This window comes from Actinacidiphila sp. bgisy145, from assembly GCF_057708125.1.
The window spans coordinates 16,649-43,209 of record NZ_JBYIRL010000032.1 but is presented as its reverse complement, the minus strand read 5'-3'; the positions used below and the strand labels follow the sequence as shown (position 1 = coordinate 43,209).

Here is a 26,561-nt window from a genome sequence, read left to right as displayed (position 1 = left end):
CCCTCCTCCCTCAGACAACGCGCTCGGCCTCGGCGACAAGCGCGTCCAGCATCCTCCGAAACCCCCCGAACAGCGGCCCCGACGGCGTGTGCATCACCTTGTACACGGCGGACTCATGCCCTTCCCAACCCGCGGTGAACGCCGAGAGGTACATGGTGGTGTCGAGGCGGATGATCCGCCAGGTGGGCAGGACTCGGTAGCGGTAGACGGCGAGTTGACTGCCTGCGGCCAGCTCGCGCAGCCGAGCCTCGGCCAACTGGATGCCACCGGCCAGTGACTCTGCCGACTCGCCGATCTCCGCTGCGCGCGTGGCGACGGCAGGGGCTCTCGGGTCCAGCAGCAGCACGCGTACCCGGGGCGGCTTTGTGCGGGTCAACCCGGGCCTCAGCAGAGAGTCGTTCAAAGCGAGCAGGCCGAGCCCGCGCACCGCGAGTACGTCGATCTCCGCCGCGGTCGCCGCATGCTGCCGGATCTCCTCGGCCGCAGCCGCCTGAGCCGCGTAGACCCGCACGACCTCGGGGAAAGCGGCGAGGTCGAAAGCGACGCCTTTTGAGCGAGCCTGTCGGCCAGGAGCCAGGCCGAGCAGTCGGCGCGCGTCGTCGGGCATACCGAGGCCGTCAGCCACGCGCTCGTACACATCAAGGCGCGAGATCTCGCGACGACCGTTGATGATCTCGTTCACCCGGCTCTGTGTCATGTCGACGGCGCCGGCGATACGGGCCTGGCTGACGCCGGAGCAGCGCTGCACATGGCGGAACACAGCACCGATGTCCCGATTCCGCAGGGCCTCTCTCATCTCGGCCCGCTGCCAGGCCCACTCCGGCATCGCCAACCGCGGGCCTGCTGCTGTGCCCATCTCAACTCCGCACCGTCCAGGGCGGGATGAGAAACCATCCCACGGTGAGATTACCGTGCGGGTGTCGAATCGGCACGCACGGTCACGGACCCTGTTCACACGCGCTCGTTTTTCGCTCTACACAAGGAGGCTGCTCGGCATGACCGCAACTCTCGTACCGTTCGGCGCAAAGGTGCCGGTGCCCACGTTTGTGGTGACCATCGATCCGTCGGCGTTCACCTACGACGAGACACGTCAGGTGAACATCACGGCAGGCGGCAGCCTGTGGGCCGGTGAACCGCTCGCGGCCTCGTCCACGGCGACCAACAACGACACCTCGCCCGGCACTCCGCCCGACGAGGACGCCGACCCGTACGCTTTCCCCGAGCCGGAGCCCGGGCACTTCCCGTCGGCCCACCGACTGACGAAGCTCGCGTAGGGCCATGACAGCGTCGCGCGGGCATGTGCTGGTCATCGCAGAACAACTCGACCCGACCGCTGACCTCGTGGTCCAGGCGCTCAACGAACGCCATGTGCCGGTCCTGCGTTTCGACCTGAGCGAGTTCCCCGTGGCCGTCACCCTGGCGGCCGAACATCGGGACGTGGCGCACGGTTGGACCGGCACGCTGGCACGGCGCGAGCAAACGGTGCGGCTGGAGGGGGTCCGGGCCGTCTACTACAGGCGGCCTGGGCTCCCGGCCGTCTCTCCGGATGTCGCCGAGGTCTACCGGGAATGGGCCGTCTCCCAGGCATTGGTGGGCATGGTGCAGATCCTTGCCTCGCTGCCCGCCGCGTGGATGCACCATCCGGATGTGTACCGGGCCAGCGCACACAAGCCCGGGCAGCTCGTTACCGCCACGACAGCCGGCCTGCAAGTACCCCGATCGTTCATCGGCAACGACCTGGCCGCTGCCCGACGCTGGGGGCGGACCATCGGCGGACCGCTGGCGTCGAAGCCGGTAGCCGCGGCGTCGCTGCAACTGCCGGACTCCCCGCCCACGATGATTCCGACCCGCCGCATCGACGTCTCGGACCTGGACGAGTCCTTTGAGCTGACCGCGCACTACCTCCAGGAGTGGGTTCCGAAGAAATACGAGGTACGGCTGACCGTCGTCGGGCAGCAGATGTTCCCCGTCGCCATCCACGCCGGAAGCGATGCGGCCAGGGACGACTGGCGCAGTGACTACGACGCGCTGGAATACGAGCAGGTCCCGATCCCCGACGATGTCGCCGAGGGCGTCCGACGTTTCATGGCCGGCTACCGCTTGAACTACGGAGCCTTCGACTTCGCCGTTCTGCCGGACGGCCGGTGGGTCTTCTACGAGTGCAACCCAGCCGGCCAGTGGCAGTTCATCGCCGCTGCCACCGGTCTCCCCATCGCGGAGGCGCACGCCTCCCTGTTGACAGGAGTGATCACGTGAGCCGTCCCGACAACGAAGCCACGACGGCCTTGCGTCTGGCGCTGGCACGGCAGCTCACCAACGACGGCGTCCTACGCTCCACCGGCTGGCGCAAGGCAGTCGAGGAGACCCCCCGCCACCTCTACGTGCCGGTCTTCTACCGACAGGCGAACGGTGCGTGGGAGCCGGTGACCGCGGAGTCTCCGGGATACTTCGACGCCGTCTACGGCGACAACGCCCTGACGACACAGGTCACCGACGGCCACTCGACATCGTCTTCCAGCCAGCCGAGCCTCATGCTCGACATGCTGGAGGCGCTCGACGTCGAAGACGGTGACAAGGTCGGCGAAGGCGCAACCGGCACGGGCTATAACAGCGGCCTGATCTGCCACCGGGTCGGCGACAGGAACCTCATCACGATCGAAGTCGACGCGACGCTCGCGCGCATCGCCGAGGCACGACTTCGCGCGTGCGGTTACACACCCCGAGTGGTGGCCGGAGACGCCCGGGACGGCTTTCCCGACGATTTCCCGCTGGACCGGCTGATCGTCACCTGCGGCTTCGACACCTTTCCCTATGCCCTGGCGAAGGGGGTACGCCGAGGCGGGGTGGTGGTCTGCCCGCTGGGGCGGGGCACCGCCAGGCTGGTCATGAGCGGGAACGGTGTACTGGAAGGCCGTTTCCTCCCGGGTGGCTCGTACTTCATGAAAGCGCGGGCAGCCGGTGCGGTCGGCAGGGTCCCCTACCCTCACGACGCCGGGCCCTTCACGGCGCGGACCGCCGGGACCGACATCGCCCTGCTCCGCGGGGAGATGTTCCGCTTCGTGGGGTCTCTCGCGCTGGGCGAGTTCAGCGACGCCACCGAACTCGACCATGACGGCAGCGCCGTGGGGTACCGCGTCTGGACCCCCGATGGTTCGCTGGCGCACGTGGAGGGCGGCACGGTCCGGCAGGCGGGTCCCCGGAAGCTGTGGGACGTTCTGGAACTTGCCCACACATGGTTCCAGTCCCATGGGAACCCGTCGCGTGATCGCTTCGGCACCACGATCAGCCCGCACCGCCAGTTCCACTGGCTCGACGAGCCCGGGTGCCGCGTGCCGTCGGGCGCCGGGGCGGCGGACTGAGGTGGGTCAGGCCGGGAGGGGGTGGGGGGTTGGGGGGAGGGTGAGGTGGTGGAGGCGGTGGAGGCGTTCGCGGGTGGTGGGGTCGGCGGGGGCGTAGGTGGTGAGGCGGGGGCCCTGCTGGGGGCCGAGCCAGAGGTGGGTGAAGTCGAAGGCGAGCAGGCCGACGTCGGGGTTGAGGTAGCGCTTGACGTGGCTGTCGGGCTGGACGAGGACCTCGTGCCGCTCCCACATCGCGCAGAACTCGGGCGAGCCCTGCTGGAGGCGCCTGAGCAGGGCCTTCCAGGCGGGGTCGGCGAGGTGCTCGGCCATGGAGGCGCGGAACTTCGCGGCCATCAGCCGGATGTTCTCCTCCCGGTCGAGCATCCGCTCGCGCCACTGCGGGTCGGTGAAGGCCAGCCACATCAGGTTGCGGTCCTCGGGCGGCATCGCGTCGAGGTCGGTGACCAGGCGCCCGTAGGTGCGGTTGTAGGCGATGATGTCGTAGCGGCTGTTGAGGACGACCGCGGGCAGCGGTTCGAGCTGGTCGATCATGGCGCGGACGGTCGTCGACATGCCCGGGCAGTCCAGGTCCGGGTGCGGGTCGGCGGCCCCGGCGAGCGTGAACAGGTGGCGCCGCTCGATCCGGTCCAGCATCAGCGCCCGGGCGATCGCGTCGGCGACCTGCCCGGAGACCTGGATCTCCCGGGCCTGCTCCAGCCACGTGTACCAGGTGACCCCCACCGCGGCGAGCTGCGCGACCTCCTCGCGGCGCAGCCCGGGCGTACGGCGCCGGCGGCCCGGGGGCAGCCCGACCTGCTCCGGGGAGATCCGCTCGCGCCGGCTGCGCAGGAAGGACGCGAGTTCGCGCCGCCGGCTCTCGCCCGCCGCGCCGCCGGGAGCCGTACGATCCCGGATGCCGGGCCCGCTGGATGTCATGCCTCCAGCGTGCCGCACTCCCCAGCCCATTGCCAGGTGGTCCGTATACCTGGATAAACGCTGTCTGGTACCCCCCTGAGCAGCGGTCCATGGTGGAACACGTGACCGATCGCATGGAACCCACCCTCGTGTCCCGGGCCCAGGTGCTGCCCCGGGTCACTCACCTCGGCACCGGAAGGGGCAAGGGCACCACCCCCGCCCCGAACCCGACCACCCCGGCCCCGACCACCCCCGGCCCGACCACTCCCGGCCTGAGCACCCTGGGCCTGCTGACCGTCCTGCTCGGCGCCGCCCTGCCGATGGTCGACTTCTTCATCGTCAACGTCGCCCTGCCCACCATCGACCACGACCTGCACGCCGGTTCCGCGGTGCTGGAGATGGTGGTCTCCGGCTACGGCGTCGCGTACGCGGTGCTGCTCGTACTCGGCGGCCGGCTCGGCGACATGTTCGGCCGCCGCAACCTCTTCCTGTGGGGGCTGGCGCTGTTCGCCCTCACCTCGCTGGCCTGCGGGGTCGCCCCCGACGCGTGGACGCTGGTCGGCGCGCGGGTCGCGCAGGGCGCGGCGTCCGCGCTGCTGCTGCCGCAGGCCCTGGCCACCATCCAGTCCGCGACCTCCGGCAGCAGCCGCGGCAAGGCGCTGAGCTACTACGGCGCGACCGCGGGCATCGCCAGCGTGGTCGGGCAGGTGCTGGGCGGCGTCCTGGTCTCCGCGGACATCGCCGGCAGCGGCTGGCGGTCGATCTTCCTGGTGAACGTGCCGGTCGCCGCGGTCGCGTTCGTCCTGGCGCTGCGTGCGGTGCCGGAGACGAAGTCGCAGCACCCGGCGCGGATCGACCGGGCCGGCACCGGGCTGCTGGCCCTGACGCTGGTCGCGCTGCTGCTGCCCCTCACCGAGGGCCGCGCGGCCGGCTGGCCGGTGTGGGCGTGGGTGCTGCTGGCGCTGTCGCCGTTCGCCGGGGCCGCGTTCGTGGCGGTGGAGGTGCGCGGGGAGCGCACCGGCGGCAACCCGCTGCTGCCGCCGTCGCTGGTGCGTATCCACAGCGTGCGCAGCGGACTGCTGCTGATCGTGCCGTTCTGCCTGGGCTTCGGCGGCTTCATGTTCGTGCTGGCGGTGGCGATGCAGGACGGGCTGGAGTTCAGCGCGCTCCAGGCGGGCGCGGCGCTGGCCCCGCTGTGTGCGGCGTTCTTCGCCGCCTCCCTGCTCGGGCCGCGCGCGGTGGCGCGCTGGGGGCGGCTGACGGTGACCGGCGGGTCGCTGATCCAGGCGGCGGGCCTGCTGGTCCTGGCCGGCACGTTCTTCTGGGGCTGGCCGCACCTGGGCGTGTGGGCGCTCGCGCCGGGCATGGCGGTGGCCGGCTTCGGGCAGGGCTTCGTGCTGCCGGTGGTCCTGCGGATCGTGCTGAGCGAGGTGCCCGCGGCCCAGGCGGGCGTCGGCAGCGGTGCGATGGCCACCACCCAGCAGTCCGCCCTGGCGCTGGGCGTCGCCACCCTCGGCACGCTCTTCCTGAGCCTGTCGACGTCGTCGGTCGGTATCCAGGACGCCCTGGTGTGGACCCTCCTCGCCCAGCTCGTGGCCGTGGCGGCAACGGTCGCGCTGAGCCTGCGCCTGCCCCGCAAGGTGGTCTGAGCGGGCCGGAGCGAAACAGCGAGGGGGTGCCGGGGCAGTCGCCCCGGCACCCCCTTCGTGGGCGCTCCCCGGTGAGCCCTGCGGTATGAGACCGTGGCGCAGTTGTGTCAGCCATGACCATGACCGGATGGCTGCGGGTACACGACGCGTGTCGTATACACGACAGGGAGTGCTCATGTGGGAAACGGTCGGCATACCGGAGACGGAGGCGCGGGTCTACGAGGCACTGATCTCGCGCGGCAACTCCACCGCCGACGTGCTGTCGAGCCGGGTCAACGTCACCACGTCCACGACGACGCGCGCGCTGTCCAGCCTGATCGACCGCGGTCTGGTGACGCGCACACCCGGCCGCCCGGCCCGCTACTCGGCGGTGGAGCCGTCGCTGGCCGGCTCGGTGCTGATCGCCAAACGCGAGCACGAACTCCGGCTGCTCCAGCAGCACCTGAACAAGCTGGACGAGGCGTTCCACGCCGAGAAGTCCGCACGCCGGCTCGACGCCCGGATCGAGGTGGTCACGGGCGCGCCGCAGATCTGGCGCACCTTCGTACGGGTGCAGCGCCGCGCGCAGCGCGAGATCCGGGCGTTCGACAAGCCGCCGTACTTCGTCGCCGCGGGCGAGCACGGCGACGAGGGCCCCAACCTGGAGGAGCGGCGGTTCCTGGAGGCGGGCACCATCGGCTACCGCGTGGTCTACGACCAGGAGTCGGTGGCGCTGCCCGGGCGGCTGGAGAACATCTGGGAGGGCATCCGGCGCGGCGAACGCGCCAAGGTCGGCACGTCGCTGCCGGTGAAGCTGGTGATGTGCGACGACGCCCTGGCGATCATGAGCTCCGCCGACGACTACCACAACGGCATCGCCTACCTCATCCACCCGTCCTCGCTGCTGGACATGGCGGCGGCCCTCTTCGAGTCCGTGTGGGCCCGCGCGGTGCCGCTGAACCGGTCGGGGCCGAACGGTGTCCAGGAGACGATGGACCCGCGCGACCGGCAGCTGCTCGGGCTGCTGGCCAGCGGCGCCACCGACGAGGTGATCGCCCGCACCTTCGGGTGGAGCATCCGCACGGTGCAGCGGCACATCCACGACCTGATGCAGCACGCGGGCGCGCGGACCCGCTTCCAGCTCGGCATGGAGGCGGCCCGGCGCAGCTGGCTCTAAGGCCGTCCGGCGGCCAACGGTCAGCGGCTCGCGGTCAGCAGTCAGCGGTCAGCGGCTAGCTGCTCGCGCAGTCGGCGCAGGTCCCGATGATCTCCATGGTGTGGGAGACGTCCACGAACCCGTGGGTGGTCGCGATGGACTCCGCCCACTTCTCGACCGCGGGGCCCTCGACCTCGACGGCCCGGCCGCAGCCGCGGCAGACCAGATGGTGGTGGTGGCCGCCGCCGGAGCAGCGGCGGTAGACGGACTCGCCGTCGCCGGTGCGCAGCACGTCCACCTCGCCGGCGTCGGCCAGCGACTGGAGGGTGCGGTAGACCGTGGTCAGGCCCACCGAGTCGCCGCGGTGCTTCAGCAGGTCGTGCAGGTCCTGGGCGCTGCGGAACTCGTCGACCTCGTCGAGGGCCGCCGCGACCGCGGCGCGCTGTCGGGTGGAGCGGCCGCGCACCGGCTGCTTGGTGCTGTCCACGGGTTGCCTCCTTCTCAGGTCGTCCCGAGGTCGCCGTCCCCGGACCCGGGCCCGGCGGCCCATTGTGCCAGCCCCGGCCGGACCGCCACGGCCCGGACAAGTGGAAACCGTTGTCAAGTATTGCGCGCTCGGCGCCGAAGCGGAGGCCCTCGGCGGCCCGCGCGCCGGAACGGATTTGATATGGGCCCCGCACCCGCCGGTAATCTGGAGCGACCGAACCCCCCGTCGCACTGAAGAGAGCACCGTGGCCGCCGACAAGATCGACACCATCGTCAGCCTGAGCAAGCGCCGTGGCTTCGTTTTCCCGAGCAGTGAGATCTACGGCGGTTCCAAGGCCGCCTGGGACTACGGACCGCTGGGCGTCGAGCTCAAGGAGAACATCAAGCGCCAGTGGTGGCGCGCCATGGTGATTTCGCGTGACGACGTGGTGGGACTCGACTCGTCGGTGATCCTCTCCCCCGAGGTCTGGGTCGCCTCCGGCCACGTGGCCACCTTCTCCGACCCGCTCACCGAGTGCACCTCCTGCCACAAGCGCTTCCGCGCCGACCACCTGGAGGAGGCGTACGAGGCGAAGCACGGCAGGCTACCCGCGAACGGCCTCGCCGACATCAACTGCCCGCACTGCGGCACCAAGGGCGCCTTCACCGAGCCCAAGCAGTTCTCCGGCATGCTCCAGACCCACCTCGGCCCGACGCAGGACGCCGGCTCGGTGGCGTACCTGCGGCCGGAGACCGCGCAGGGCATCTTCGTGAACTTCGCCCAGGTGCAGACCACCGCCCGCCGCAAGCCGCCGTTCGGCATCGCGCAGATGGGCAAGTCGTTCCGCAACGAGATCACGCCCGGCAACTTCATCTTCCGCACCCGCGAGTTCGAGCAGATGGAGATGGAGTTCTTCGTCAAGCCGGGCGAGGACGAGAAGTGGCACGAGTACTGGATGCAGGAGCGCTGGAACTGGTACACCGGCCTCGGCATCCGCGAGGAGAACATCCGGTGGTACGAGCACCCGAAGGAGAAGCTCTCCCACTACTCCAAGCGCACCGCTGACATCGAGTACCGCTTCCAGTTCGGCGGCCAGGAGTTCAGCGAGCTGGAGGGCGTCGCGAACCGCACGGACTACGACCTGTCGGCGCACGCGAAGGCGTCCGGCCAGGACCTGTCGTACTTCGACCAGGAGGCCGGCGAGCGCTGGTACCCGTACGTGATCGAGCCGGCGGCGGGCGTGAACCGCGCCATGCTCGCGTTCATGCTCGACGCGTACAACGAGGACGAGGCGCCCAACGCCAAGGGCGTCATGGAGAAGCGGACCGTCATGCGGCTCGACCCGCGGCTGGCGCCGGTCAAGGTCGCGGTACTGCCGCTGTCCCGCAACCCGCAGCTGTCCCCGAAGGCCAAGGGCCTGGCGACCGCGCTCCGCAAGAACTGGAACATCGAGTTCGACGACGCGGGCGCGATCGGCCGCCGCTACCGCCGCCAGGACGAGATCGGCACGCCCTTCTGCGTCACCGTGGACTTCGACACCCTCGATGACAACGCCGTCACGGTGCGCGAGCGCGACACGATGAAGCAGGAGCGCGTCTCCCTCGACCAGGTCGAGTCCTACCTCGGCTCCCGCCTGCTGGGCTGCTGACGCGACTCCGACACGACTCTGACGCGAGTCCTCGCGCGGAAAGGGGCGCGGGAACCGGATCGCCGGTTCCAGCGCCCCTTTCGCGTCTGTCTTCGGGCGCCGGCGTGTGCCTACGCCTGGGCGGAGCCGAAGCGGCGGTCGCGCCGGGCGTACTCCAGGCAGGCGCGCCACAGGTCGCGGCGGTCGAAGTCCGGCCACAGGACGTCCTGGAAGACCATCTCCGCGTAAGAGCTCTGCCACAGCAGGTAGTTGGAGGTGCGCTGCTCGCCGCTGGGCCGCAGGAAGAGGTCCACGTCGGGCATGTCGGGGTAGTACAGGTACTTCGCGAAGGTCTTCTCGTTGACCCGCCCCGGGTCCAGCCGGCCGGCGGCCACGTCGCGGGCCAGCGCCTGCGCGGCGTCGGCGATCTCGGCGCGGCCCCCGTAGTTCAGGCAGAAGTAGAGCGTCATCGCGGTGTTGCCGACCGTCTGCTCCTGCGCTACTTGGAGCTCCTGCACCACGGACTTCCACATCTTCGGCATCCGCCCGACCCAGCGGATGCGGATGCCCAGCTCGTCCATCTCGTCGCGGCGGCGCCGGATGACGTCGCGGTTGAAGTTCATCAGGAAGCGCACCTCCTCCGGCGAGCGCTTCCAGTTCTCGGTGGAGAAGGCGTACAGCGACAGGTTCTTGACGCCGATCTCCAGGCAGCCCTTGAGCACGTCGAGGACGACGCCCTCACCGACCTTGTGGCCCTCGGTCCGCGGCAGGCCCCGCTCCGTCGCCCAGCGGCCGTTCCCGTCCATCACCACGGCGACGTGCTTGGGGACCAGCTCGCCCGGGATCTTCGGCGGGCGCTCGCCGGAGGGGTGCGGCTCGGGCGCGCTGTAGGTCTTCCGGTGACGGGTGAGAATCCCGCGTCGTGCCATGGTGGTACGTCTCCCGACAGGTCGTGGCAGGTCGTTCGTCGATCATGCGGTGCGGTGCGGCGATCAGGCGGTGCGGTGCGCTGCGGTGCGGCGGGGTACGGCGTGAGCCGCGGCCGCCTCACTTCTCCACGAAGCGCAGCGACCGCAGCCCGCGCTCCAGGTGCCACTGGAGGTAGGCCGCCACCAGCCCGCTGCCCTCGCGGCAGTGGCGCGGCTCACAGGCGTCCGCGGTCTCCCAGTCGCCGCCCAGCAGCGCGCCGAGCAGTTCCAGTGCCTCCCGTGAGGGTACGACGCTTCCGGGCACCCGGCACTCGCCGCAGACGACTCCTCCCGAGCCGACCGAAAAGAACCGGTTCGGCCCGGCCATCCCGCACCGCGCGCAGTCGTCGAAGCTCGGGGCGTAGCCGTTGACCGCGAGCGAGCGCAGCAGGAAGGCGTCCAGCACCAGCCGCGGTTCGTGGGCGCCCGCGGCGAGCGTGCGCAGCGCGCCGACCAGCAGCAGGTACTGCTGCACCGCGGGCTCGCCCTCGTGGTCGGTGAAGCGCTCGGCGGTCTCCAGCATGGCGGTGCCCGCGGTGTAGCGCTCGTAGTCGGTGACGATGGCGCCGCCGTACGGGGCGATGGTCTCGCCCTGCGTGCACAACGGCAGCCCGCGGCCGACGAGTTCGCCGCCCCGGGTGAAGAACTGCACGTCCACGTGGCTGAACGGCTCCAGCCGGGCGCCGAACTTCGACTTGGTGCGGCGCACCCCGCGGGCCACCGCGCGCACCCGGCCGTTCCTGCGGGTCAGCAGGGTGATGATCCGGTCCGCCTCGCCCAGCTTCTGGGTGCGCAGCACGATGCCGTCGTCGCGGAACAGACTCATGCGGACCATTCTCGCCTACCGGGGTCCGGCCCGGGGAAACGGTTCGCCGTGCCGTGCCGCAGCGGGCCGCGCCAGGCCGCCGCCGTATCCGGACCGCGGACCACCGCCGTACGCCCCGTACGCGCACGCCGGCGGTCCGGGCCCGGGCGGGGAGGCCGGTCCGGGAGGCGGCCCCCTGGCCGGGGCCGGTCAGGCCGCTGTCGCGGCGGCCCGCAGCAGGCGGTCGATGTCGGAGGTGTTGATCGACAGGCAGCGGCCGATCGCCTCCAGCACGTCGCGTTCGGCCGGCCGGTAGGGGCCGTCGGCGAGCGCGATGTGCGCGCCTTCGAGCAGCACCCGCTCGCGGCCCTGGGGCGCGAGGTGGTCGGTGAGCGGCTCCAGCGCCTCGTGCAGCTCGATCGACAGCCAGCTGCCGCAGCCGTCGACGGCCTCGGCGAAGGAGTCCGGGCCGAGTTCGTCGGAGCGGCGGAAGCGGCCCTCGTCGGCGACGATCGCGGCCAGCAGCCCGAGCAGCTGGTCCTCGGTGCAGTCGCTGAAGCCCGCCGCCCGCACCGCGCCGACCGCGGCCTCCCGGGTCGGCTTCGCGTCGGCGCCGCCCGCGGTGAGCACGGCGAGCGCGATGGTGTGCACCGCGTCCCGCAGCATCGCGGAGAAGCGGGTGGTGGTCGGGAAGGCCAGCACCTCGGAGCCGTACTGGCGGTGGCACGCGGTGCACTCGATCACGCTGCCGGCCGAACCCCGCGCGAACAGGGGGACGTTGAAGACCGTCAGCCTGCGGGTGCCGGTTCTGCGGTGGTATGCGCGGTCGCCGCCGCACTCGGGGCAGTAGAACTCGCCGTCGTCCTCGGTGTGCCAGGATGTGCGCACACTCCAGATAGGCCCCAGTTTCATCGCACCCTCCGGCCGTCCTCGTCCCGGTACGCATCCGCAACGGCGCCAACGTGCGCAGCGGCCACGGTGCCGTCGAGCGTGATGTTAGCCACAGTTGGCTACGCCGTCAGTACCGCGTGCGGGGTCAGTTGCTGTCGGCCGGGGGCTTTTCGGCCCTCCCGGGCAGCCCGCCGCGCCCGTTTTCGGGACCTGCCGCAGCGGATGGCCGGCGCCCGGCAGACCTCCCCCCGGGGCGCGAATCACTCACCGGGGGGAAGGTCCGACCCGCGTTGACGGGCGGCCGGGCGTCGACGGGCCGAACGGGCAGTCCCGTTACCGCCCTGCGCGGTTGACGGCCGAGACGACGGCCTTCAGCGAGGCGCGGGTGGTGTTGGCGTCGATGCCGATGCCCCACATCACCCGGCCGTCGATGGCGCACTCGATGTAGGACGCGGCCTGCGCGGACGCGCCCTCGCTGAGGGTGTGCTCGGAGTAGTCCAGCAGCCGGGCGTCCACGCCGACGCCGGCCAGGGCGTCGAAGAAGGCCGAGATCGGGCCGTTGCCGCGGCCGGTGAGGGTGGTCGCCTCGCCGTCCACCTCGGCGCCGACGGTCAGTTCGTCGGCACCGTCGCTGGAGCTGGAGGTCTGGGCGGAGTGCAGCGTGATCCGGCCCCACGCGTTGTCCGGGGTGGGCAGGTACTCGTCCTGGAAGATCGCCCAGATCTGCGCCGGGGTGACCTCGCCGCCCTCGGTGTCGGTCTTGTTCTGGATGATCTTCGAGAACTCGATCTGCATCCGGCGCGGCAGGTCCAGCTTGTGGTCGTTCTTCAGCACGTAGGCGATACCGCCCTTGCCGGACTGCGAGTTGACCCGGATGACGGCCTCGTAGGAGCGGCCGACGTCCTTGGGGTCGATCGGCAGGTAGGGCACCGCCCACTCGATCTCGTCGATGCTCCTGCCCTGGGCGGCGGCGTCGGCCTCCATCGCCTCGAAGCCCTTCTTGATGGCGTCCTGGTGGGAGCCGGAGAAGGACGTGTAGACCAGGTCGCCCGCGTAGGGGTGGCGCGGGTGGATCTCCATCTGGTTGCAGTACTCGGCAGTGCGGCGGATCTCGTCGATCTGCGAGAAGTCGATCTGCGGGTCGATGCCCTGGCTGAAGAGGTTCATGCCCAGCGTGACCAGGTCCACGTTGCCGGTCCGCTCGCCCTGCCCGAACAGGCAGCCCTCGATGCGGTCCGCGCCGGCCATCAGCGCCAGTTCGGCGGCGGCCACCGCGGTGCCGCGGTCGTTGTGCGGGTGCACCGACAGGCACACGTACTCCCGCCGGGACAGGTTGCGCGACATCCACTCGAAGCGGTCGGCGTGCGTGGAGGGGGTGGAACGCTCCACCGTGGCGGGCAGGTTGAGGATGATCTCGCGGCCCTCCTCGGGCTGCCAGACGTCCATCACGCCCTCGCAGACCTCCAGCGCGAAGTCCAGCTCGGTGTCGGTGAAGATCTCCGGGCTGTACTGGTAGCCGAAGACGGTGTCGTCGCCGAGGATCTTGTCGGCGTACTCCACCACCAGGCGGGTGCCGTCCACCGCGATCTGCCGTACCTGGTCGCGGCTGCCGCGGAAGACCACCCGCCGGAAGACCGGCGCGGTCGCGTTGTACAGGTGGACGGTGGCCCGGCGGGCGCCGACCAGCGACTGGACGGTCCGCTCGATCAGCTCCTCGCGGGACTGGGTCAGCACGGAGATCGTCACGTCGTCCGGGATCGCGTCCTGCTCGATGATGGAGCGCACGAAGTCGAAGTCGGTCTGGCCGGAGGCGGGGAAGCCCACCTCGATCTCCTTGTAGCCCATGCGCACCAGCAGGTCGAACATCTCCCGCTTGCGGGCCGGCGACATCGGGTCGATCAGCGCCTGGTTGCCGTCGCGCAGGTCGGTGGACAGCCACCGGGGAGCCTTGGTGACGCGGGCGTCCGGCCAGGTGCGGTCGGGGATGTCGACCTGCTCGTACCGCCCGTACTTGTGGATCGGCATCGACGTGGCGCGCTGGGCGACGGTCGCGGCGGTGATGGGCGTGGGGCGGCCGACACGGTTCCGGCTGGGCTGGCTGTTCATCGGGGTGGCTCTCCTCGGGGCTCCGCTCGGGGCGGCCGACGGCTTGGAAACGCCGAAACTCCGCGGGGAGGGGGTCGGCCTACGACTACAGGCCCTCGCCGCGGCAGCTAAGGAGAAGCAGCCCGAAACGCATGGCATCGACAGTAGCCCACGCGCGGACGGAACACGCACCCGATGCGTACTTCCTCTCACCATGCAAGACGATCGGCCGTCCACCGCGGTCCGGCCGAATCCCCCCTTCCCGTGGTGTGGACGGGAATCGAGTGACAGCACGTGCGGTGACTGTCACAGTTCGTCCATGGGAGTTTTCTGCACGATCGTGCCGCCGCACATCCTGGACCGCCTCGCCAGGTCCGACGACGCCGACCTGTCCGGCCCCGCGCGCCACACGCTGGAGCACGACGCCCGGGAGCGCACCCGGCGCCGGCTCAACGCCGCGCTCGGCCCGGCCGGGGCCGCCCGCACCGCCGCCGCCCCGTCCGCACCCTCCGACCAGCCGAAGCGCACCATCCACGACGCCGGCCACAAGGACGACCTGCCCGGCACCGAGGTCCGCGCCGAGGGCGCCCAGCCGTCCAAGGACGCCAGCGTCAACCGCGCGTACGACGGGCTCGGCGACACCTTCGAGACCTACCTCAAGGCGTACGGCCGGCACTCCATCGACGGCCGCGGACTGCCGCTGACCGCCAGCGTGCACTACCTGAAGGGCTACAACAACGCCTTCTGGAACGGCGAGCAGATGGTCTTCGGCGACGGCGACGGCAAGGTCTTCCTCGACTTCACCATCCCCGTCGACGTGATCGGGCACGAACTGACCCACGGCGTCACCCAGTACACCGCCAACCTCGACTACCAGGGCCAGTCCGGCGCCCTCAACGAATCGGTGTCCGACGTCTTCGGCAGCCTGATCAAGCAGTTCACCCTCGGGCAGACCGCCGACCAGGCCGACTGGCTGATCGGCTCCGGGCTGCTCGCCCCCGGCGTGCACGGCGTCGCCCTGCGCTCCATGAAGGCCCCCGGCACCGCCTACGACGACCCGCGCCTGGGCAAGGACCCGCAGCCGGGCACCATGGCCGGATACGTCTCCGGCTCGGACGACAACGGCGGGGTGCACATCAACTCCGGCATCCCCAACCACGCCTTCTACCTCGTCGCCGCCGCGCTCGGCGGCCACGCCTGGGAGCAGGCCGGGCAGATCTGGTACGACACCCTCACCGGCGGCTCGCTCGCCGCCGACACCGACTTCGCGGCGTTCGCCGCGGCCACCGCCGCGGCGGCGAAGGCGCGCTACGGTGAAGGTGCCCAGTACCAGGCGGTCCGCTCCGCGTGGTCCACCGTCGGCGTCACCGACGCCGGCAGCGGCTCGGGCTCCGGCACCGCCGAACTGCCGCGTCAGCAGCCCGGTGAGCAGACCCAGGAGGCGTGACTTCGTGCGTATCGAGGTGGTCCGCTCCGGAGGGTTCGCCGGCATCCCCCGGCGGGCCACCCTCGACACCGCCGGCCACCCCGGCGCCCCCCGGCTCGAAGCCCTCGCCCGCGCGGCCCTCGCCACCCCCCGCGCCCCCAGCCCCCCGGTCCCCGACGGCTTCACCTACGTCCTCACCATCGACGACCGCACCCTCCACTGCGCCGACCCCGCCCTCACCCCCGCCCAACGCGACCTCATCACCACCGTCCTGAACGAGGGCGCCTAACCCCGCCGCACACAAGGGCGCCCAAGCAGGGGCGCGAGGAACTGCGCGACCAGCCACCCCCAACAGCAAGATCCCGGGCACCGGGGGACGGGGCACCCCGGAGGGTCCCGCCCACCCGGAAGCGGGGAACCGCGCGGTCAGCCACCCCGAACGGCAAGGTCCCGGGCATCCGGGGACGGGGCACCCTGGGGGGTCTCGCCCACCCGGGAGCGGCGCACCGTGAGGAAGACCAACCCCGCTCCCGCCAGCGCGGCCAGCGCACTCGCCAGGAAGATCCGGTCCAACCCCGCGGCGTACGCCGCCCGCACCGTGCCGCGGTGGGAGGTGACCTCCCGCACGCGGGCCGTGAACATCGACCCGAACAACGCGATCCCCAGGCTCATCCCGAGCTGCCGGAAGGTGTTGACGGCGCCGCCGGCCATCCCCGACCGGTGCGCGGGCACCGCGTCGACCGCGGTCGAGACCAGCACGGGCGTGGCCAGCCCGACCCCGGCACCGATGACGGCGAGCCCCGCGAAGAGGGCGGAGGCGTGCGAGCCCGCGGACACGGACTGCCAGAGCACACCCGCCCCGATGCCGATGAGCACCATGCCGACGCCCACCGGCACCGCGGGCGAGAAGCGGTGCGCGTGCCGCCCGGCAGCCGCGGCGACCACGAACGAGGCCACCGCCAGCGGCATCAGCGCCAGGCCCCCGCGGATCGGGCTGAGGCCGAGCACGTTCTGGAGCCAGAGGGAGACGTAGACCAGCGCGCCGAAGGAGCCCGCCTGGAAGAGCACCGCGCTGCCGAGCAGCCCCGAGAAGGTGGGTCGGCGCAGCAGGGACAGGTCCAGCATGGGGTGCGCGGACCGCAGTTCGACCACCACGAACGCGACCACGGCGACAGCGGCGAGTACGAAGGAGGCGACGGTCAGCGTGTCGGTCCAGCCGTCCTCCCCGCCGCGGATCAGCGCGTACGTCAGCGCGGCCGCGGCCACCGTGAAGGTGAGCGCGCCGGGCAGGTCCAGCCGGCCGGTGCCGCGCCGCCCGACCGGCAGCACCCGCAGGGTCAGCGCGATGGCGACCACCGCGATCGGCAGGTTGACCAGGAAGATCGCCTGCCAGCCCAGCCCCTCGGTGAGCAGCCCGCCGAGCACCGGGCCGAGTGCGGCCGCGGCGCCGTTGACCGCGCCCCACACCCCGAACGCGGTGCCGCGGTCGCGGCCCTGGTAGGACGCGGCGACCAGCGCCGCGGAGGTGGCGAACATCGCGGCCCCGCCGACGCCCTGCACCGCCCGCGCGGTGATCAGCGTCGTCGCGTCGGGCGAGAGCGCGGCCGCCAGCGAGGAGAGCGCGAAGACGCCCAACCCGATGACGTACAGCCGCCGGTGCCCGAACAGGTCGGCGAGCGAACCCGCGGCGAGCAGCAGCGCGGCCAGCGCGAGGGCGTACATGTCCATCACCCACTGGAGGGAGGTGAAGGACGCGTGGAGGTCGGACGCCATGCTCGGCAGGGCGACGTTCACGATGGTGACGTCGACCAGCAGGATGAAGGCGCCCAGGCAGATCGCCACAAGTGGCAGCCACTTGCGCATGGGTGGGACTCCGTTCCGGTGTCGCGGGAAGGACCACCCCACCCTCGGGCACACCCGTTCGCGTCTCCAGCCACACCCGTGGTCGCGGCGTATTCCGACAGAACGTAGCCTGTGGTGGTGGAATCCGACGCCGTCTGGGCCCCGCTGGCCGGACTCGACCTGCTCGACCGGCGGCTGCTGCACGCCCTCCAGATCGACGGGCGCGCGTCCTTCAGCCGGATCGCGCAGGTGCTCGGCGTCTCCGACCAGACCGTGGCGCGTCGCTACGGCCGGCTGCGCGGCGACCGTACGATCCGGGTGCTCGGCCTGACCGACCCGTTCCGGACCGGGCTGACGCCCTGGATGGTGCGGGTGCGCTGCACGCCCGACGCGGCCGCCTCGATCGGCGCGGCGCTGGCCCGGCACGCCGGCACCCGCTGGGTCAACCTCATCTCCGGCGGCACCGAGATCAGTTGCGTGACGCACTCGGCCGTGCCCGGCCACGACGACACGCTGCTGCTCCAGAAGCTGCCGCGCACCCCGCAGGTGGTGCACGTGGCCGCGCACGCGCTGCTGCACATCTTCTTCGGGCGTGACCTCAGCCCGGTCAGCCGCAGCAGCGCGCTCACCCCGCAGGAGGCCGCCGCGCTCGCCCCGGACGACGCGCCCGCCGGCCCGCCGCCCGACGCCGCGCCCGTGCCGCTCGCCCCCGGCGACCACCTGCTGCTCGACGCGCTCGCCCGCGACGGCCGCACGCCCGCCGCCGAACTGGCCGCCGCCACCGGGTGGTCGCTCAGCACCGTACGGCGCCGGCTGTCGGAACTGCGCGCCTGCGGCGCTCTCTACTACGACCTCGACCTCGGTGCCGGGCTGCTCCGCTCCGAACTGCGCGCCGGCCTCTGGCTGGAGGTCGAGCCCGCCCGGCTCGCGGAGGTCGGCGCCGCGCTCGCCGGGCACACCGAGGTGGCGTTCGCCGCCGCGACCACCGGGACCACGAACGTCTACGCGTCGATCAGCTGCAAGGACCCCGAGGCGCTCTACCGCTATCTGACGGGGCCCGTCGCCGCGTTGCCCGGCTTGCGCCGGACCGAGACCGCGCCGATCCACCGTCTCCTCAAGGGGGCCGGCCCTTATCCGGCGTGACCTCCCGCGCCGTGACGGTCCCTGTCTCGTCCCCGCCTCAGGCCGGTGGCCGGCTGGTCGCGCACTTCCCCGCGCCCCTGGGTAACTGCGGCTCGCACCGGCTTGCCCCGGAGGAACCCGGGCATATCCAGGGGCGCGGGGAACTGCGCGACAAGCCACAGCGGACCGCAAGGTCCCGTAGCTCGGAGGAGGGGGCACCCCGGGGGGTCAGGGCACCCTTCAGAACCCGAGCTTGCGGAGCTGCTTGGGGTCGCGCTGCCAGTCCTTCGCCACCTTCACGTGGAGGTCGAGGAACACCGCCGTCCCGAGCAGCCCCTCGATCTGGCGCCGGGACTTCGTCCCGACCTCCTTCAGCCGCGCACCCTTGGGCCCGATGATGATCCCCTTCTGGCTGGGCCGCTCGATGTAGAGGTTCGCGTGGATGTCGAGCAGCGGCCGGTCGGCGGGCCGCCCTTCGCGGGGCGTCATCTCCTCGACGACCACGGCGATGGAGTGCGGGAGCTCGTCCCGAACCCCTTCGAGCGCCGCTTCGCGGATCAGCTCGGCCACCATCACCTGCTCGGGCTCGTCGGTGAGGTCGCCCTCGGCGTAGAGCTGCGGGCCCTCCGGAAGGAGCGGGACGAGGAGGTCGGCGAGGAGCCCGACCTGCTGGTCGCCGACGGCGGAGACCGGCACGATCTCCGCCCACTCCAGCCCGAGGTCCCGGCCGAGCTTGTCGACGGCGATGAGCTGGCGGGCGAGCTGGTCGCCATCCACGAGGTCGGTCTTGGTGACGATCGCGACCTTCGGCGTCTTCCTGATCCCGGCCAGCTCGCGCGCGATGTAGGTGTCGCCGGGCCCGAGCTTCTGGTCGGCGGGCAGGCAGAAACCGATCACGTCGACCTCGGCCCAGGTGGTGCGCACCACGTCGTTGAGCCGCTCGCCGAGCAGCGTGCGCGGCTTGTGCAGCCCCGGGGTGTCCACGAGGACGAGCTGCGCGTCGGGCCGGTGCACGATCCCGCGGACGGTGTGCCGCGTGGTCTGCGGCCGGTTGGAGGTGATCGCCACCTTCTGGCCGACCAGAGCGTTCGTGAGGGTGGACTTGCCGGCGTTGGGGCGGCCGACGAAGCAGGCGAAACCGGACCGGTGCGAGGTGCCTCCGGCGGTACCGGCGGTTCCGGCGGAGGGGGTGCGAGCGCTCATGGCCCCCATTCTCCCCGATACCGCAGAGGTGTACGGACCGCGCCGCCCGGGTCGTACGGGGGTGCGACGGACCGTGAGGCGCCCGAAACCCGGCGGCAACACGAAACGCGGCGGAAACACGCCCGCCCACGTCCGGTAACGCGTACGTCGCACGCTCGTGCAAGCCGCGACCGAAGGGACCTCTCCGTGCTGCTCCAGTCCGCCGGCCTGCCCCCTGTCCTCTCCCTCGCCTCCGCCACCGGCGGCGGCCACCCGGCGATCAGCGCGGGCGACACCGCGTGGCTGCTGGCGGCGACCGCGCTGGTGCTGCTGATGACGCCGGGCCTGGCGCTGTTCTACGGCGGGATGGTCCGCAGCAAGAGCGTGCTCAACATGCTGATGATGAGCTTCGTGTCGATCGCACTGGTCACCCTGGTGTGGCTGGTGGCCGGCTACACCCTGGCGTTCGGCCCGGACGCGGGCGGGCTGGGCCTGATCGGCGGCCTGGACCACCTCGGCATGCGCGGGGTCGGCCCGACCGACGTGACCGGGCACGTGCCCACCCCGCTGTTCGCCGCCTTCGAGCTGTCGTTCGCGATCATCACGGCCGCGCTGATCAGCGGCGCGGTCGCGGACCGGGCCCGGTTCGGCGCGTGGGTGGTGTTCGTGCCGGTGTGGACGCTGGCCGTATACGTCCCCGTCGCGCACTGGGTGTTCGGCACCGGCGGGTGGGTGGTGAGCGAGCTGCACGCGCTGGACTTCGCGGGCGGCACCGTGGTCGAGGTGTGCTCGGGGGCCTCGGGGCTGGCGCTGGCGCTGGTGCTCGGCCCCCGGCTGGGCTTCCGCCGGGACGCGATGCGCCCGCACAACCTGCCGCTGGTGGTGCTGGGCGCCGGGCTGCTGTGGTTCGGCTGGTTCGGCTTCAACGCCGGTTCCGCGCTGGGCGCGAACGGCCTGGCCGCCTCCGCGTTCCTCAACACCCAGGCGGCCGGCTGCGCGGGGTTGCTGGGCTGGCTGGTGGTGGAGCGGCGCCGGGACGGCCACGCCACGACGCTGGGCGCCGCGTCCGGGTCGGTGGCCGGGCTGGTCGCGATCACCCCGGCGTGCGGCAGCGTGGACCTGCTCGGCGCGGCCGTGGTGGGCCTGGCCGCCGGGGTGCTCTGCTCGTACGCGGTGAGCTGGAAGTTCCGCTTCGGCGTGGACGACTCGCTGGACGTGGTGGGGGTGCACCTGATGGGCGGCATCGCCGGCACCCTGCTGATCGGGCTGCTCGCGACCTCGACGATGACCGGCGGCCCGCGCGGCCTGTTCTACGGCGGCGGCCTGGCCCAACTCGGCCGGCAGGCCGCCGCGGTGGCCGCGGTCGGGGCGTACGCGTTCGCGGTGACGTACGGCCTCGGGCGGGCGATCGAGCGGCTGATGGGCTTCCGCGCCAGCGAGGAGCAGGAGCGGACCGGCCTGGACCTGACCGTGCACGCCGAGACCGCCTACGATCACGGCGTACTCACCCACGGCATGGCGGGCGGGGCGCCGACCCCGGCGGGCGCGGGTGGTGGGTTCCTCGGCGCGGCCGCGAAGGACAGGAGCCCACGGGCATGAAGCTGGTCACCGCCGTCATCAAGCCGTACAAGCTGGATGACGTGAAGACGGCGTTGCAGGAGCTGGGTGTGCAGGGCCTGACCGTCACCGAGGCGAGCGGCTACGGGCGGCAGCGCGGGCACACCGAGGTGTACCGGGGCGCGGAGTACCGGGTGGACCTGGTGCCGAAGGCGCGGATCGAGGTGCTGGTGGAGGACGCGGCGGCCGACGAGGTGATCGACACGCTGGTGGCGGCCGCGCGGACCGGGAAGATCGGCGACGGCAAGGTGTGGGCGGTGCCGGTGGAGACCGCGGTACGGGTGCGGACCGGGGAGCGCGGCCCGGACGCCCTGTAGGGCGCGGGGCGCGCTCCCGGCGCGCGGGGTCGGCCGGTCAGGCAGTCAGGCAGTCAGGCAGTCAGGCAGTCAGGGTGCGGCGTACGGCGCCGTCCGGGCCGGCCAGCAGCAGCGGGGTGTCCGGGCCGCCCAGGTCGCGGACGGCCGAGAGGTCGGCGTCGGCCGCGTCCTCGGCGGCGGTCACCACGGCGGCCGCCTCCAGGGACGTCGCGCCGCTGGCCACGGCCATCGCGACGGCGGTCTGCACGGCGGTCAGCCGCAGCGACGGGAGGTCCACGGTGCCGGCGACGTAGGTGCGGCCGGTCTCGTCGCGGACGGCGGCGCCCTCCGGGACGGCGTTGCGGGCCCGGGCGGAGCGGGCGAGCGTGAGGAGCTTGCGGTCCTCGGGGTTCTCGGGGGCGGCGGGCGTCTGCGCGTCGGTCATACGCGTGATCATAGGACGCCCGGCCTGACCCTCACCCTCCGTGCCCGAAGATGCGCACACCGGCACGGGCGCATAGCCTCGTCACGAGAAATGCCCTCGTATGAGGAGATGTGGTGATCCGACGATGCTGCTGCACATGCCCCTCGTCATCGCACTCGCCGCGGCCACGTTCTTCCTGAGCCGCAAGTCCGGCCTCAAGGCGACCCACGCGCTGGTCTGCGGCGCCTTCGGCTTCTACCTCGCCGACACCAGCCTGGCCACCTCGATCCACTCCGCCAGCGCCGGCATGCTCGGCATGATCGGAAACCTCGGCCCCTGACCCGGGCCCGTCCGTCAAGGGCCGCCGCCCACCCACCCGCCAGCCCGGACAACCCGTGGTTGTGGCTCGCCGGTCGTACGGTTGTTTGCCCGGGTGCTGCCGCGCTTGCTTGGATGGCGCCGGTCAACGACGGGTTGTACCGGTGGGCGTACGGGCGAGGCGGGCAGGGGCATGGCGGAGGTCGGGGGGCGGGCGCTGGGGCGGCCGTTCGGGTGGCTGTGGGCGGCGTACGCGGTCAGCGCCTACGGCACCGGGTTAGGGTTCGGCGCGTTCCCGCTGCTGGCGATCGTCGTGCTGCACGCCGGGTCCGGCGAGGTGTCGGCGCTGTCGGCCGCCGGGCTCGCGGTGGGGGCCCTGGCGGCGGTGCCGCTCGGCCCGTGGGTGGACTCCCGCCGCAAACGGCCGGTGATGGTCGCGGCGGATGTGGTCCGGTTCGCCGCGATGACCAGCATCCCGGTCGCCTACGCCCTCGGCAGGCTCGGCTTCGTCCAGCTCCTGCTGGTCTCCGTCGTGACGGCCACCGCGAAGATCGCGTTCCGCTCGGCGAGCGGCGCCTACCTGAAGTCGCTGGTCGGCCCGGAGCAGCTGCTCGTCGCCAACAGCCGCTTCGAGTCCACGACATGGAGCGCCACCGTGCTCGGACCGCCGCTCGGGGGCGCCGCGGTCGGGCTGTTCGGCCCGGTGACGACGGTGACCGCCGACGCGGTCAGCTACCTGCTGTCAGCTCTGGGCGTCTGCGCGATCCGCCGGGACGAGCCGCGCCCGCTGCCCCGTACCGCACCGACCGCGCCCCGACCCCGGGCCCGCCTCGCCGAACTCCTCGACGGCTGGCACCACCTGCTCACCCACCCCCGGCTGCGGCCGCTCTTCCTCAACACGGTCCTGCTCAGCGCCCTGCTGCTGGCCACCGAACCGCTGCTCGCCGTCCTCATGCTCGGCGAACTCCGCTTCCGCCCCTGGCAGTACGGCCTCGCCTTCGCGCTGCCCTGCGCCGGCGGGCTGCTCGGCGCGCGGCTCTCACAGCGGCTCGTCGCACGCTACGGGCCGCACCGCGTCATGGTCGTCTCGGGCGCCCTGCGCGCGTGCTGGCCGCTGTGGCTGGTGTTCGTGCGCCCGGGCGCGGCCGGCATCGCCCTGGTGGTGGCCGTGCAGTTCGGCCTGGTCGCGAGTATCGGAGTCTTCAACCCGGTACTCGCCACCTACCGGCTGGAGCAGACCCCGACCGACCGGGTCGCCCGCACCCTGTCCGCCTGGACGGTCAGCACCAACCTCGCCACCGCCGCCCTGACCGCCCTGTGGGGCCTGCTCGCCGCAGCGACCTCCCCCCGCCTGGCGATCGGAGCCGCCGGCCTCCTCATCCTCACCACCCCCCTCCTCCTCCCCCACCACCCCGCAAACCACCCGTCCCCCCACCCGGCCTAGTCTTCCCCGTGTGCCTCGGGCTGGGCTTCGGTGCGGGGCGGGTTTCGGGGTTCCGACGCGCGGGTCGCGCCCGACAGTTCGCTGCTGGTCACCGGCTCCACCAGCACCGTGCCGATCCGGTTCCGCCGCCCCGCCTGCGTCTCCGCGGTCAGCCGCAGCGCGACCGTACCGTCCGGGCCGACCGCCGAGGCGTCCACCGGCAGCGGCACCACCGCGCCCGCGCCCGGGATCGGCACCCGGCCCAGCGCCTTGGCCAGCAGCCCGCCGACCGTCTCCACGTCGTCGTCGTCGAGCGGCACACCGTACAGCTCGCCGAGGTCCCCGATGTCCAGCCGCGCGGTCACCCGGAACCGCTCGCCGCCCAGCGGCTCCACCGGCGGCGTCTCCCGGTCGTACTCGTCGGTGATCTCCCCGACGATCTCCTCCAGGATGTCCTCGATCGTGACGATCCCCGCGGTGCCGCCGTACTCGTCGACGACGACCGCCACGTGGTTGCGCTGCTGCTGCATCTCACGCAGCAGGTCGCCGGCGTTCTTGGTGTCGGGCACGAAGAACGCCGGGCGGATCACCGTGGAGATCGGGTCGGACTCCGCGTCGCGGTTGATGTGCACCCGCCGCGCCAGGTCCTTCAGATAGACGAAGCCGACCACGTCGTCCTCGCTCTCCCCCGTCACCGGAATCCGGGAGAACCCGCTGCGCAGCGCCAGCGTCATCGCCTGGCGGACCGTCTTGAACCGCTCGATCATCACCAGCTCGGTGCGCGGCACCATCACCTCGCGCACGATCGTGTCACCCAACTCGAAGACCGAGTGCACCATCCGGCGCTCCTCGTCCTCGATCAGCGACTCCGACTCGGCCAGGTCCACCGCCGCCCGCAGCTCCGCCTCACTCGCGAACGGCCCGCGCTTGAAACCCTTCCCCGGCGTCAGCGCGTTGCCCAGCAGGATCAGCAGCCCCGGCACCGGGCCCATCACCCGGGCCAGCGGCAGCAGCACGTACGACGCGGCGGTGGCGGTGTTCATCGGGTGCTGGCGGCCGATGGTGCGCGGCGAGACGCCCACCGCCACGTACGACACCAGCACCATCACGCCGATCGCGACGCACAGCACCTGCCAGGTGCGGTCGAAGTGGCGGTAGGCGACGACCGTGATGAGCACGGCCGCCGCCGTCTCGCAGGCCACCCGCACCAGCAGCGCCACATTGAGGTAGCGGGTCGGGTCGGAGGCGACCGCGACGAGGTTCGCGGCCCCGCGCCGGCCGGAGCGCAGCGCGTCCTCGGCGCGGAACCGGGAGACCCGGGCGAGCCCGGCCTCGGCACACGCCGCGAGCCAGGCCACGATGACGAGCAGTACGGCGAAGACGACCATGGGGGTGCAGCCGCCGCCTCAGCGGGTGGTGGGCGCCGGCGAGGGGCCCTCGACGCCGCGCTCGGCCCGCCAGCCGTCCAGGATCGCCTTCTGGAGGCCGAACATCTCGGCCTTCTCCTCCGGCTCCTCGTGGTCGTACCCCAGCAGGTGCAGCACGCCGTGCACGGTGAGCAGTTGCAGCTCCTCGTCCATGGAGTGCTTCGTCGGCGCCTCCTCGCCCTGCTTCTTCGCCACCTCCGGGCAGAGCACGATGTCGCCGAGCAGGCCCTGCTCGGGCTCCTCGTCCTCCTTGCCCGGGCGCAGCTCGTCCATCGGGAAGGACATGACATCGGTGGGGCCCGGCAGGTTCATCCACTGGAGGTGGAGCTGCTCCATCGCCGCGGCGTCCACCAGGATCACCGACAGCTCGGAGAGCGGGTGGATGCGCATCCGGTACAGGGCGTAACGGGCGGCGTCCAGGACCGCCTCGTCGTCGATGTCCCAGCCGGACTCGTTGTTGACGTCGATCGCCATGGTGGTGGGGTGCTTACTTTCTCTTCGGCCCCGAGCCGCTGCCGCGCCCGCTCCCGGCCTGCCGGTCGCGCGCGGCCCCTTCCTCGGCCTGGGCGGTGTCGTAGCGCTCGTACGCGTCCACGATGCGCCCGACCAGCTTATGGCGGACCACGTCCGTACTGGTGAGCCGGGCGAAGTGCACGTCGTCCACGTCGAACAGGATGTCCTGCACCTGCCGCAGCCCGCTCTTCGTCCCGCCCGGCAGGTCGATCTGCGTGATGTCGCCGGTGATGACGATCTTCGAGTCGAACCCGAGCCGGGTCAGGAACATCTTCATCTGCTCGGCGCTGGTGTTCTGCGCCTCGTCCAGAATGATGAACGCGTCATTCAGGGTGCGACCACGCATGTATGCGAGGGGGGCGACCTCGATGGTGCCCGCCGCCATCAGGCGGGGGATGGAGTCGGGGTCGAGCATGTCGTGCAGGGCGTCGTAGAGGGGGCGCAGGTAGGGGTCGATCTTCTCGTAGAGGGTGCCGGGCAGGAAGCCGAGGCGTTCGCCGGCCTCGACCGCGGGGCGGGTGAGGATGATCCGGTTGACCTGCTTGGACTGGAGGGCCTGCACGGCCTTGGCCATCGCGAGGTAGGTCTTGCCGGTGCCCGCCGGGCCGATGCCGAAGACGATGGTGTGGCGGTCGATGGCGTCGACGTACCGCTTCTGGTTGACCGTCTTGGGGCGGATGGTGCGGCCGCGGCTGGACAGGATGTTCTGCGTGAGGACCTGCGCGGGCGTCTCCGCCTCGCCGTCGGCCGCCTCGCCGTTCGCCCGGAGCATCGCGATGGAGCGCTCCACGGCGTCCTCCGTCATGGGCTGGCCGGTGCGCAGCACCAGCATCATCTCGTCGAACAGCCGCTGGACCAGGGCCACGTCGGCCGCGTCGCCGACGGCGCTGATCTCGTTGCCCCGGACGTGGATGTCGACGGCCGGGAACGCCTGCTCGATCACCCGGAGAAGGGAGTCACCGGAGCCCAGGACGGTCACCATGGGGTGCTTGGCCGGTACGACGAAATGCGCGCGTGCCTGATGCGGCTGCTGCGGCTGCTGCTGGGTCGGTGTCTGAGTCATGGGCCGGCGCTAGGGCCTGCTCATCCCGC

The 26,561-nt window shown here is 71.9% G+C and carries 26 protein-coding genes; 13 read left to right on the top strand and 13 right to left on the bottom strand.

The genetic code is table 11. The features are described from left to right. Positions 1 to 10: 10 nt before the first annotated feature. Positions 11 to 856: a helix-turn-helix domain-containing protein gene (locus AC3ERT_RS26390; RefSeq protein WP_335983388.1), complete on the bottom strand. Its 846-nt coding sequence runs from the start codon at positions 854 to 856 to the stop codon at positions 11 to 13. A 139-nt stretch (positions 857 to 995) separates the two neighbouring features. Here AC3ERT_RS26390 and AC3ERT_RS26385 point away from each other — a divergent pair, with 139 nt between their 5' ends. Genes AC3ERT_RS26385 through AC3ERT_RS26375 form a run of 3 tightly spaced genes read left to right on the top strand, consistent with a single transcriptional unit; the run spans position 996 to position 3,359 of the window. Then, positions 996 to 1,274, top strand: a complete 279-nt coding sequence (locus tag AC3ERT_RS26385; protein ID WP_435177155.1) for a hypothetical protein — start codon at positions 996 to 998, stop codon at positions 1,272 to 1,274. A 4-nt stretch (positions 1,275 to 1,278) separates the two neighbouring features. Next, positions 1,279 to 2,256 (top strand): MvdC/MvdD family ATP grasp protein, encoded by a 978-nt coding sequence (locus tag AC3ERT_RS26380; RefSeq protein ID WP_435177153.1) that lies wholly within the window; start codon positions 1,279 to 1,281, stop codon positions 2,254 to 2,256. Next, complete coding sequence (locus tag AC3ERT_RS26375) at positions 2,253 to 3,359, top strand: methyltransferase domain-containing protein (RefSeq protein ID WP_435177151.1); 1,107 nt, start codon at positions 2,253 to 2,255, stop codon at positions 3,357 to 3,359. The genes AC3ERT_RS26380 and AC3ERT_RS26375 overlap by 4 nt, the downstream gene beginning before the upstream one ends. Positions 3,360 to 3,365: 6 nt before the next feature. On the opposite strand, the gene AC3ERT_RS26370 is transcribed toward AC3ERT_RS26375, so the two are convergent. Next, entirely contained in the window at positions 3,366 to 4,274 is a 909-nt protein-coding gene (locus AC3ERT_RS26370; protein ID WP_335983380.1) for a helix-turn-helix transcriptional regulator, read from the bottom strand. Between the two features lie 89 nt (positions 4,275 to 4,363). On the opposite strand from AC3ERT_RS26370, the gene AC3ERT_RS26365 reads away from it, so the two are divergent. After that, positions 4,364 to 5,902 (top strand): MFS transporter, encoded by a 1,539-nt coding sequence (locus AC3ERT_RS26365; RefSeq protein WP_435177149.1) that lies wholly within the window; start codon positions 4,364 to 4,366, stop codon positions 5,900 to 5,902. A gap of 175 nt (positions 5,903 to 6,077) precedes the next feature. Continuing rightward, the gene (locus tag AC3ERT_RS26360; RefSeq protein WP_335983378.1) at positions 6,078 to 7,058 is read left to right on the top strand and encodes a helix-turn-helix domain-containing protein; all 981 of its coding nucleotides are present in this window, start codon (positions 6,078 to 6,080) and stop codon (positions 7,056 to 7,058) included. 55 nt (positions 7,059 to 7,113) lie between these two features. Here the strand turns inward: AC3ERT_RS26360 and AC3ERT_RS26355 are convergent, their stop codons facing one another. After that, positions 7,114 to 7,524, bottom strand: a complete 411-nt coding sequence (locus AC3ERT_RS26355) for a Fur family transcriptional regulator (protein WP_335983376.1) — start codon at positions 7,522 to 7,524, stop codon at positions 7,114 to 7,116. Positions 7,525 to 7,768: 244 nt separating this feature from the next. On the opposite strand from AC3ERT_RS26355, the gene AC3ERT_RS26350 reads away from it, so the two are divergent. Next, positions 7,769 to 9,151 carry a glycine--tRNA ligase gene (locus AC3ERT_RS26350; RefSeq protein ID WP_335983372.1) on the top strand — a complete coding sequence of 461 codons (1,383 nt, stop codon included), beginning with the start codon at positions 7,769 to 7,771 and terminating at the stop codon, positions 9,149 to 9,151. A 110-nt stretch (positions 9,152 to 9,261) separates the two neighbouring features. Here the strand turns inward: AC3ERT_RS26350 and AC3ERT_RS26345 are convergent, their stop codons facing one another. The 4 genes from AC3ERT_RS26345 to leuA form a co-directional block, all read right to left on the bottom strand. After that, positions 9,262 to 10,059, bottom strand: a complete 798-nt coding sequence (locus tag AC3ERT_RS26345; RefSeq protein WP_335983368.1) for an isoprenyl transferase — start codon at positions 10,057 to 10,059, stop codon at positions 9,262 to 9,264. A gap of 118 nt (positions 10,060 to 10,177) precedes the next feature. Beyond that, positions 10,178 to 10,924 carry a DNA repair protein RecO gene (recO, locus tag AC3ERT_RS26340; RefSeq protein WP_335983366.1) on the bottom strand — a complete coding sequence of 249 codons (747 nt, stop codon included), beginning with the start codon at positions 10,922 to 10,924 and terminating at the stop codon, positions 10,178 to 10,180. A gap of 189 nt (positions 10,925 to 11,113) precedes the next feature. Continuing rightward, complete coding sequence (locus tag AC3ERT_RS26335; RefSeq protein ID WP_335983363.1) at positions 11,114 to 11,815, bottom strand: TerB family tellurite resistance protein; 702 nt, start codon at positions 11,813 to 11,815, stop codon at positions 11,114 to 11,116. A gap of 312 nt (positions 11,816 to 12,127) precedes the next feature. Beyond that, a complete protein-coding gene (leuA, locus tag AC3ERT_RS26330; protein WP_435130495.1) occupies positions 12,128 to 13,900 on the bottom strand; it encodes a 2-isopropylmalate synthase in 1,773 nt (590 codons plus the stop codon). A 298-nt stretch (positions 13,901 to 14,198) separates the two neighbouring features. On the opposite strand from leuA, the gene AC3ERT_RS26325 reads away from it, so the two are divergent. Together AC3ERT_RS26325 and AC3ERT_RS26320 are read left to right on the top strand one after the other, a co-directional pair. Further along, a complete protein-coding gene (locus AC3ERT_RS26325) occupies positions 14,199 to 15,326 on the top strand; it encodes a M4 family metallopeptidase (RefSeq protein WP_335983359.1) in 1,128 nt (375 codons plus the stop codon). A gap of 4 nt (positions 15,327 to 15,330) precedes the next feature. Next, the gene (locus AC3ERT_RS26320; RefSeq protein WP_435177146.1) at positions 15,331 to 15,594 is read left to right on the top strand and encodes a protealysin inhibitor emfourin; all 264 of its coding nucleotides are present in this window, start codon (positions 15,331 to 15,333) and stop codon (positions 15,592 to 15,594) included. 137 nt (positions 15,595 to 15,731) lie between these two features. Here AC3ERT_RS26320 and AC3ERT_RS26315 read toward each other — a convergent pair whose 3' ends face one another. Continuing rightward, positions 15,732 to 17,168, bottom strand: a complete 1,437-nt coding sequence (locus tag AC3ERT_RS26315) for an MFS transporter (RefSeq protein WP_435177144.1) — start codon at positions 17,166 to 17,168, stop codon at positions 15,732 to 15,734. Positions 17,169 to 17,285: 117 nt separating this feature from the next. On the opposite strand from AC3ERT_RS26315, the gene AC3ERT_RS26310 reads away from it, so the two are divergent. Continuing rightward, complete coding sequence (locus AC3ERT_RS26310) at positions 17,286 to 18,290, top strand: Lrp/AsnC family transcriptional regulator (RefSeq protein WP_335983353.1); 1,005 nt, start codon at positions 17,286 to 17,288, stop codon at positions 18,288 to 18,290. A 219-nt stretch (positions 18,291 to 18,509) separates the two neighbouring features. On the opposite strand, the gene era is transcribed toward AC3ERT_RS26310, so the two are convergent. Further along, positions 18,510 to 19,481 carry a GTPase Era gene (gene era / locus AC3ERT_RS26305; RefSeq protein ID WP_435130485.1) on the bottom strand — a complete coding sequence of 324 codons (972 nt, stop codon included), beginning with the start codon at positions 19,479 to 19,481 and terminating at the stop codon, positions 18,510 to 18,512. Between the two features lie 198 nt (positions 19,482 to 19,679). Here era and AC3ERT_RS26300 point away from each other — a divergent pair, with 198 nt between their 5' ends. After that, positions 19,680 to 21,050: an ammonium transporter gene (locus AC3ERT_RS26300; RefSeq protein WP_435130542.1), complete on the top strand. Its 1,371-nt coding sequence runs from the start codon at positions 19,680 to 19,682 to the stop codon at positions 21,048 to 21,050. After that, positions 21,047 to 21,385 carry a P-II family nitrogen regulator gene (locus tag AC3ERT_RS26295; RefSeq protein ID WP_335983349.1) on the top strand — a complete coding sequence of 113 codons (339 nt, stop codon included), beginning with the start codon at positions 21,047 to 21,049 and terminating at the stop codon, positions 21,383 to 21,385. The genes AC3ERT_RS26300 and AC3ERT_RS26295 overlap by 4 nt, the downstream gene beginning before the upstream one ends. A gap of 61 nt (positions 21,386 to 21,446) precedes the next feature. Here AC3ERT_RS26295 and AC3ERT_RS26290 read toward each other — a convergent pair whose 3' ends face one another. Next, positions 21,447 to 21,821 (bottom strand): cytidine deaminase, encoded by a 375-nt coding sequence (locus tag AC3ERT_RS26290; protein WP_435177141.1) that lies wholly within the window; start codon positions 21,819 to 21,821, stop codon positions 21,447 to 21,449. Positions 21,822 to 21,945: 124 nt separating this feature from the next. Between AC3ERT_RS26290 and AC3ERT_RS26285 the strand changes: the two genes are divergently transcribed. After that, on the top strand, positions 21,946 to 22,128 hold the full coding sequence (locus AC3ERT_RS26285; protein WP_335983345.1) for a hypothetical protein: 183 nt from the start codon (positions 21,946 to 21,948) through the stop codon (positions 22,126 to 22,128). A 171-nt stretch (positions 22,129 to 22,299) separates the two neighbouring features. Continuing rightward, positions 22,300 to 23,550, top strand: a complete 1,251-nt coding sequence (locus AC3ERT_RS26280; protein ID WP_435177140.1) for an MFS transporter — start codon at positions 22,300 to 22,302, stop codon at positions 23,548 to 23,550. Here the strand turns inward: AC3ERT_RS26280 and AC3ERT_RS26275 are convergent. From AC3ERT_RS26275 to AC3ERT_RS26265, 3 genes are read right to left on the bottom strand one after another with little or no spacing between them, the layout of a single operon-like run. Further along, entirely contained in the window at positions 23,547 to 24,917 is a 1,371-nt protein-coding gene (locus AC3ERT_RS26275) for a hemolysin family protein (protein ID WP_435177138.1), read from the bottom strand. The genes AC3ERT_RS26280 and AC3ERT_RS26275 overlap by 4 nt on opposite strands. An 18-nt stretch (positions 24,918 to 24,935) precedes the next feature. Next, positions 24,936 to 25,430: an rRNA maturation RNase YbeY gene (gene ybeY, locus AC3ERT_RS26270; RefSeq protein ID WP_335983338.1), complete on the bottom strand. Its 495-nt coding sequence runs from the start codon at positions 25,428 to 25,430 to the stop codon at positions 24,936 to 24,938. Between the two features lie 13 nt (positions 25,431 to 25,443). Beyond that, the gene (locus tag AC3ERT_RS26265) at positions 25,444 to 26,532 is read right to left on the bottom strand and encodes a PhoH family protein (RefSeq protein ID WP_335983336.1); all 1,089 of its coding nucleotides are present in this window, start codon (positions 26,530 to 26,532) and stop codon (positions 25,444 to 25,446) included. Positions 26,533 to 26,561 lie beyond the last annotated feature (29 nt).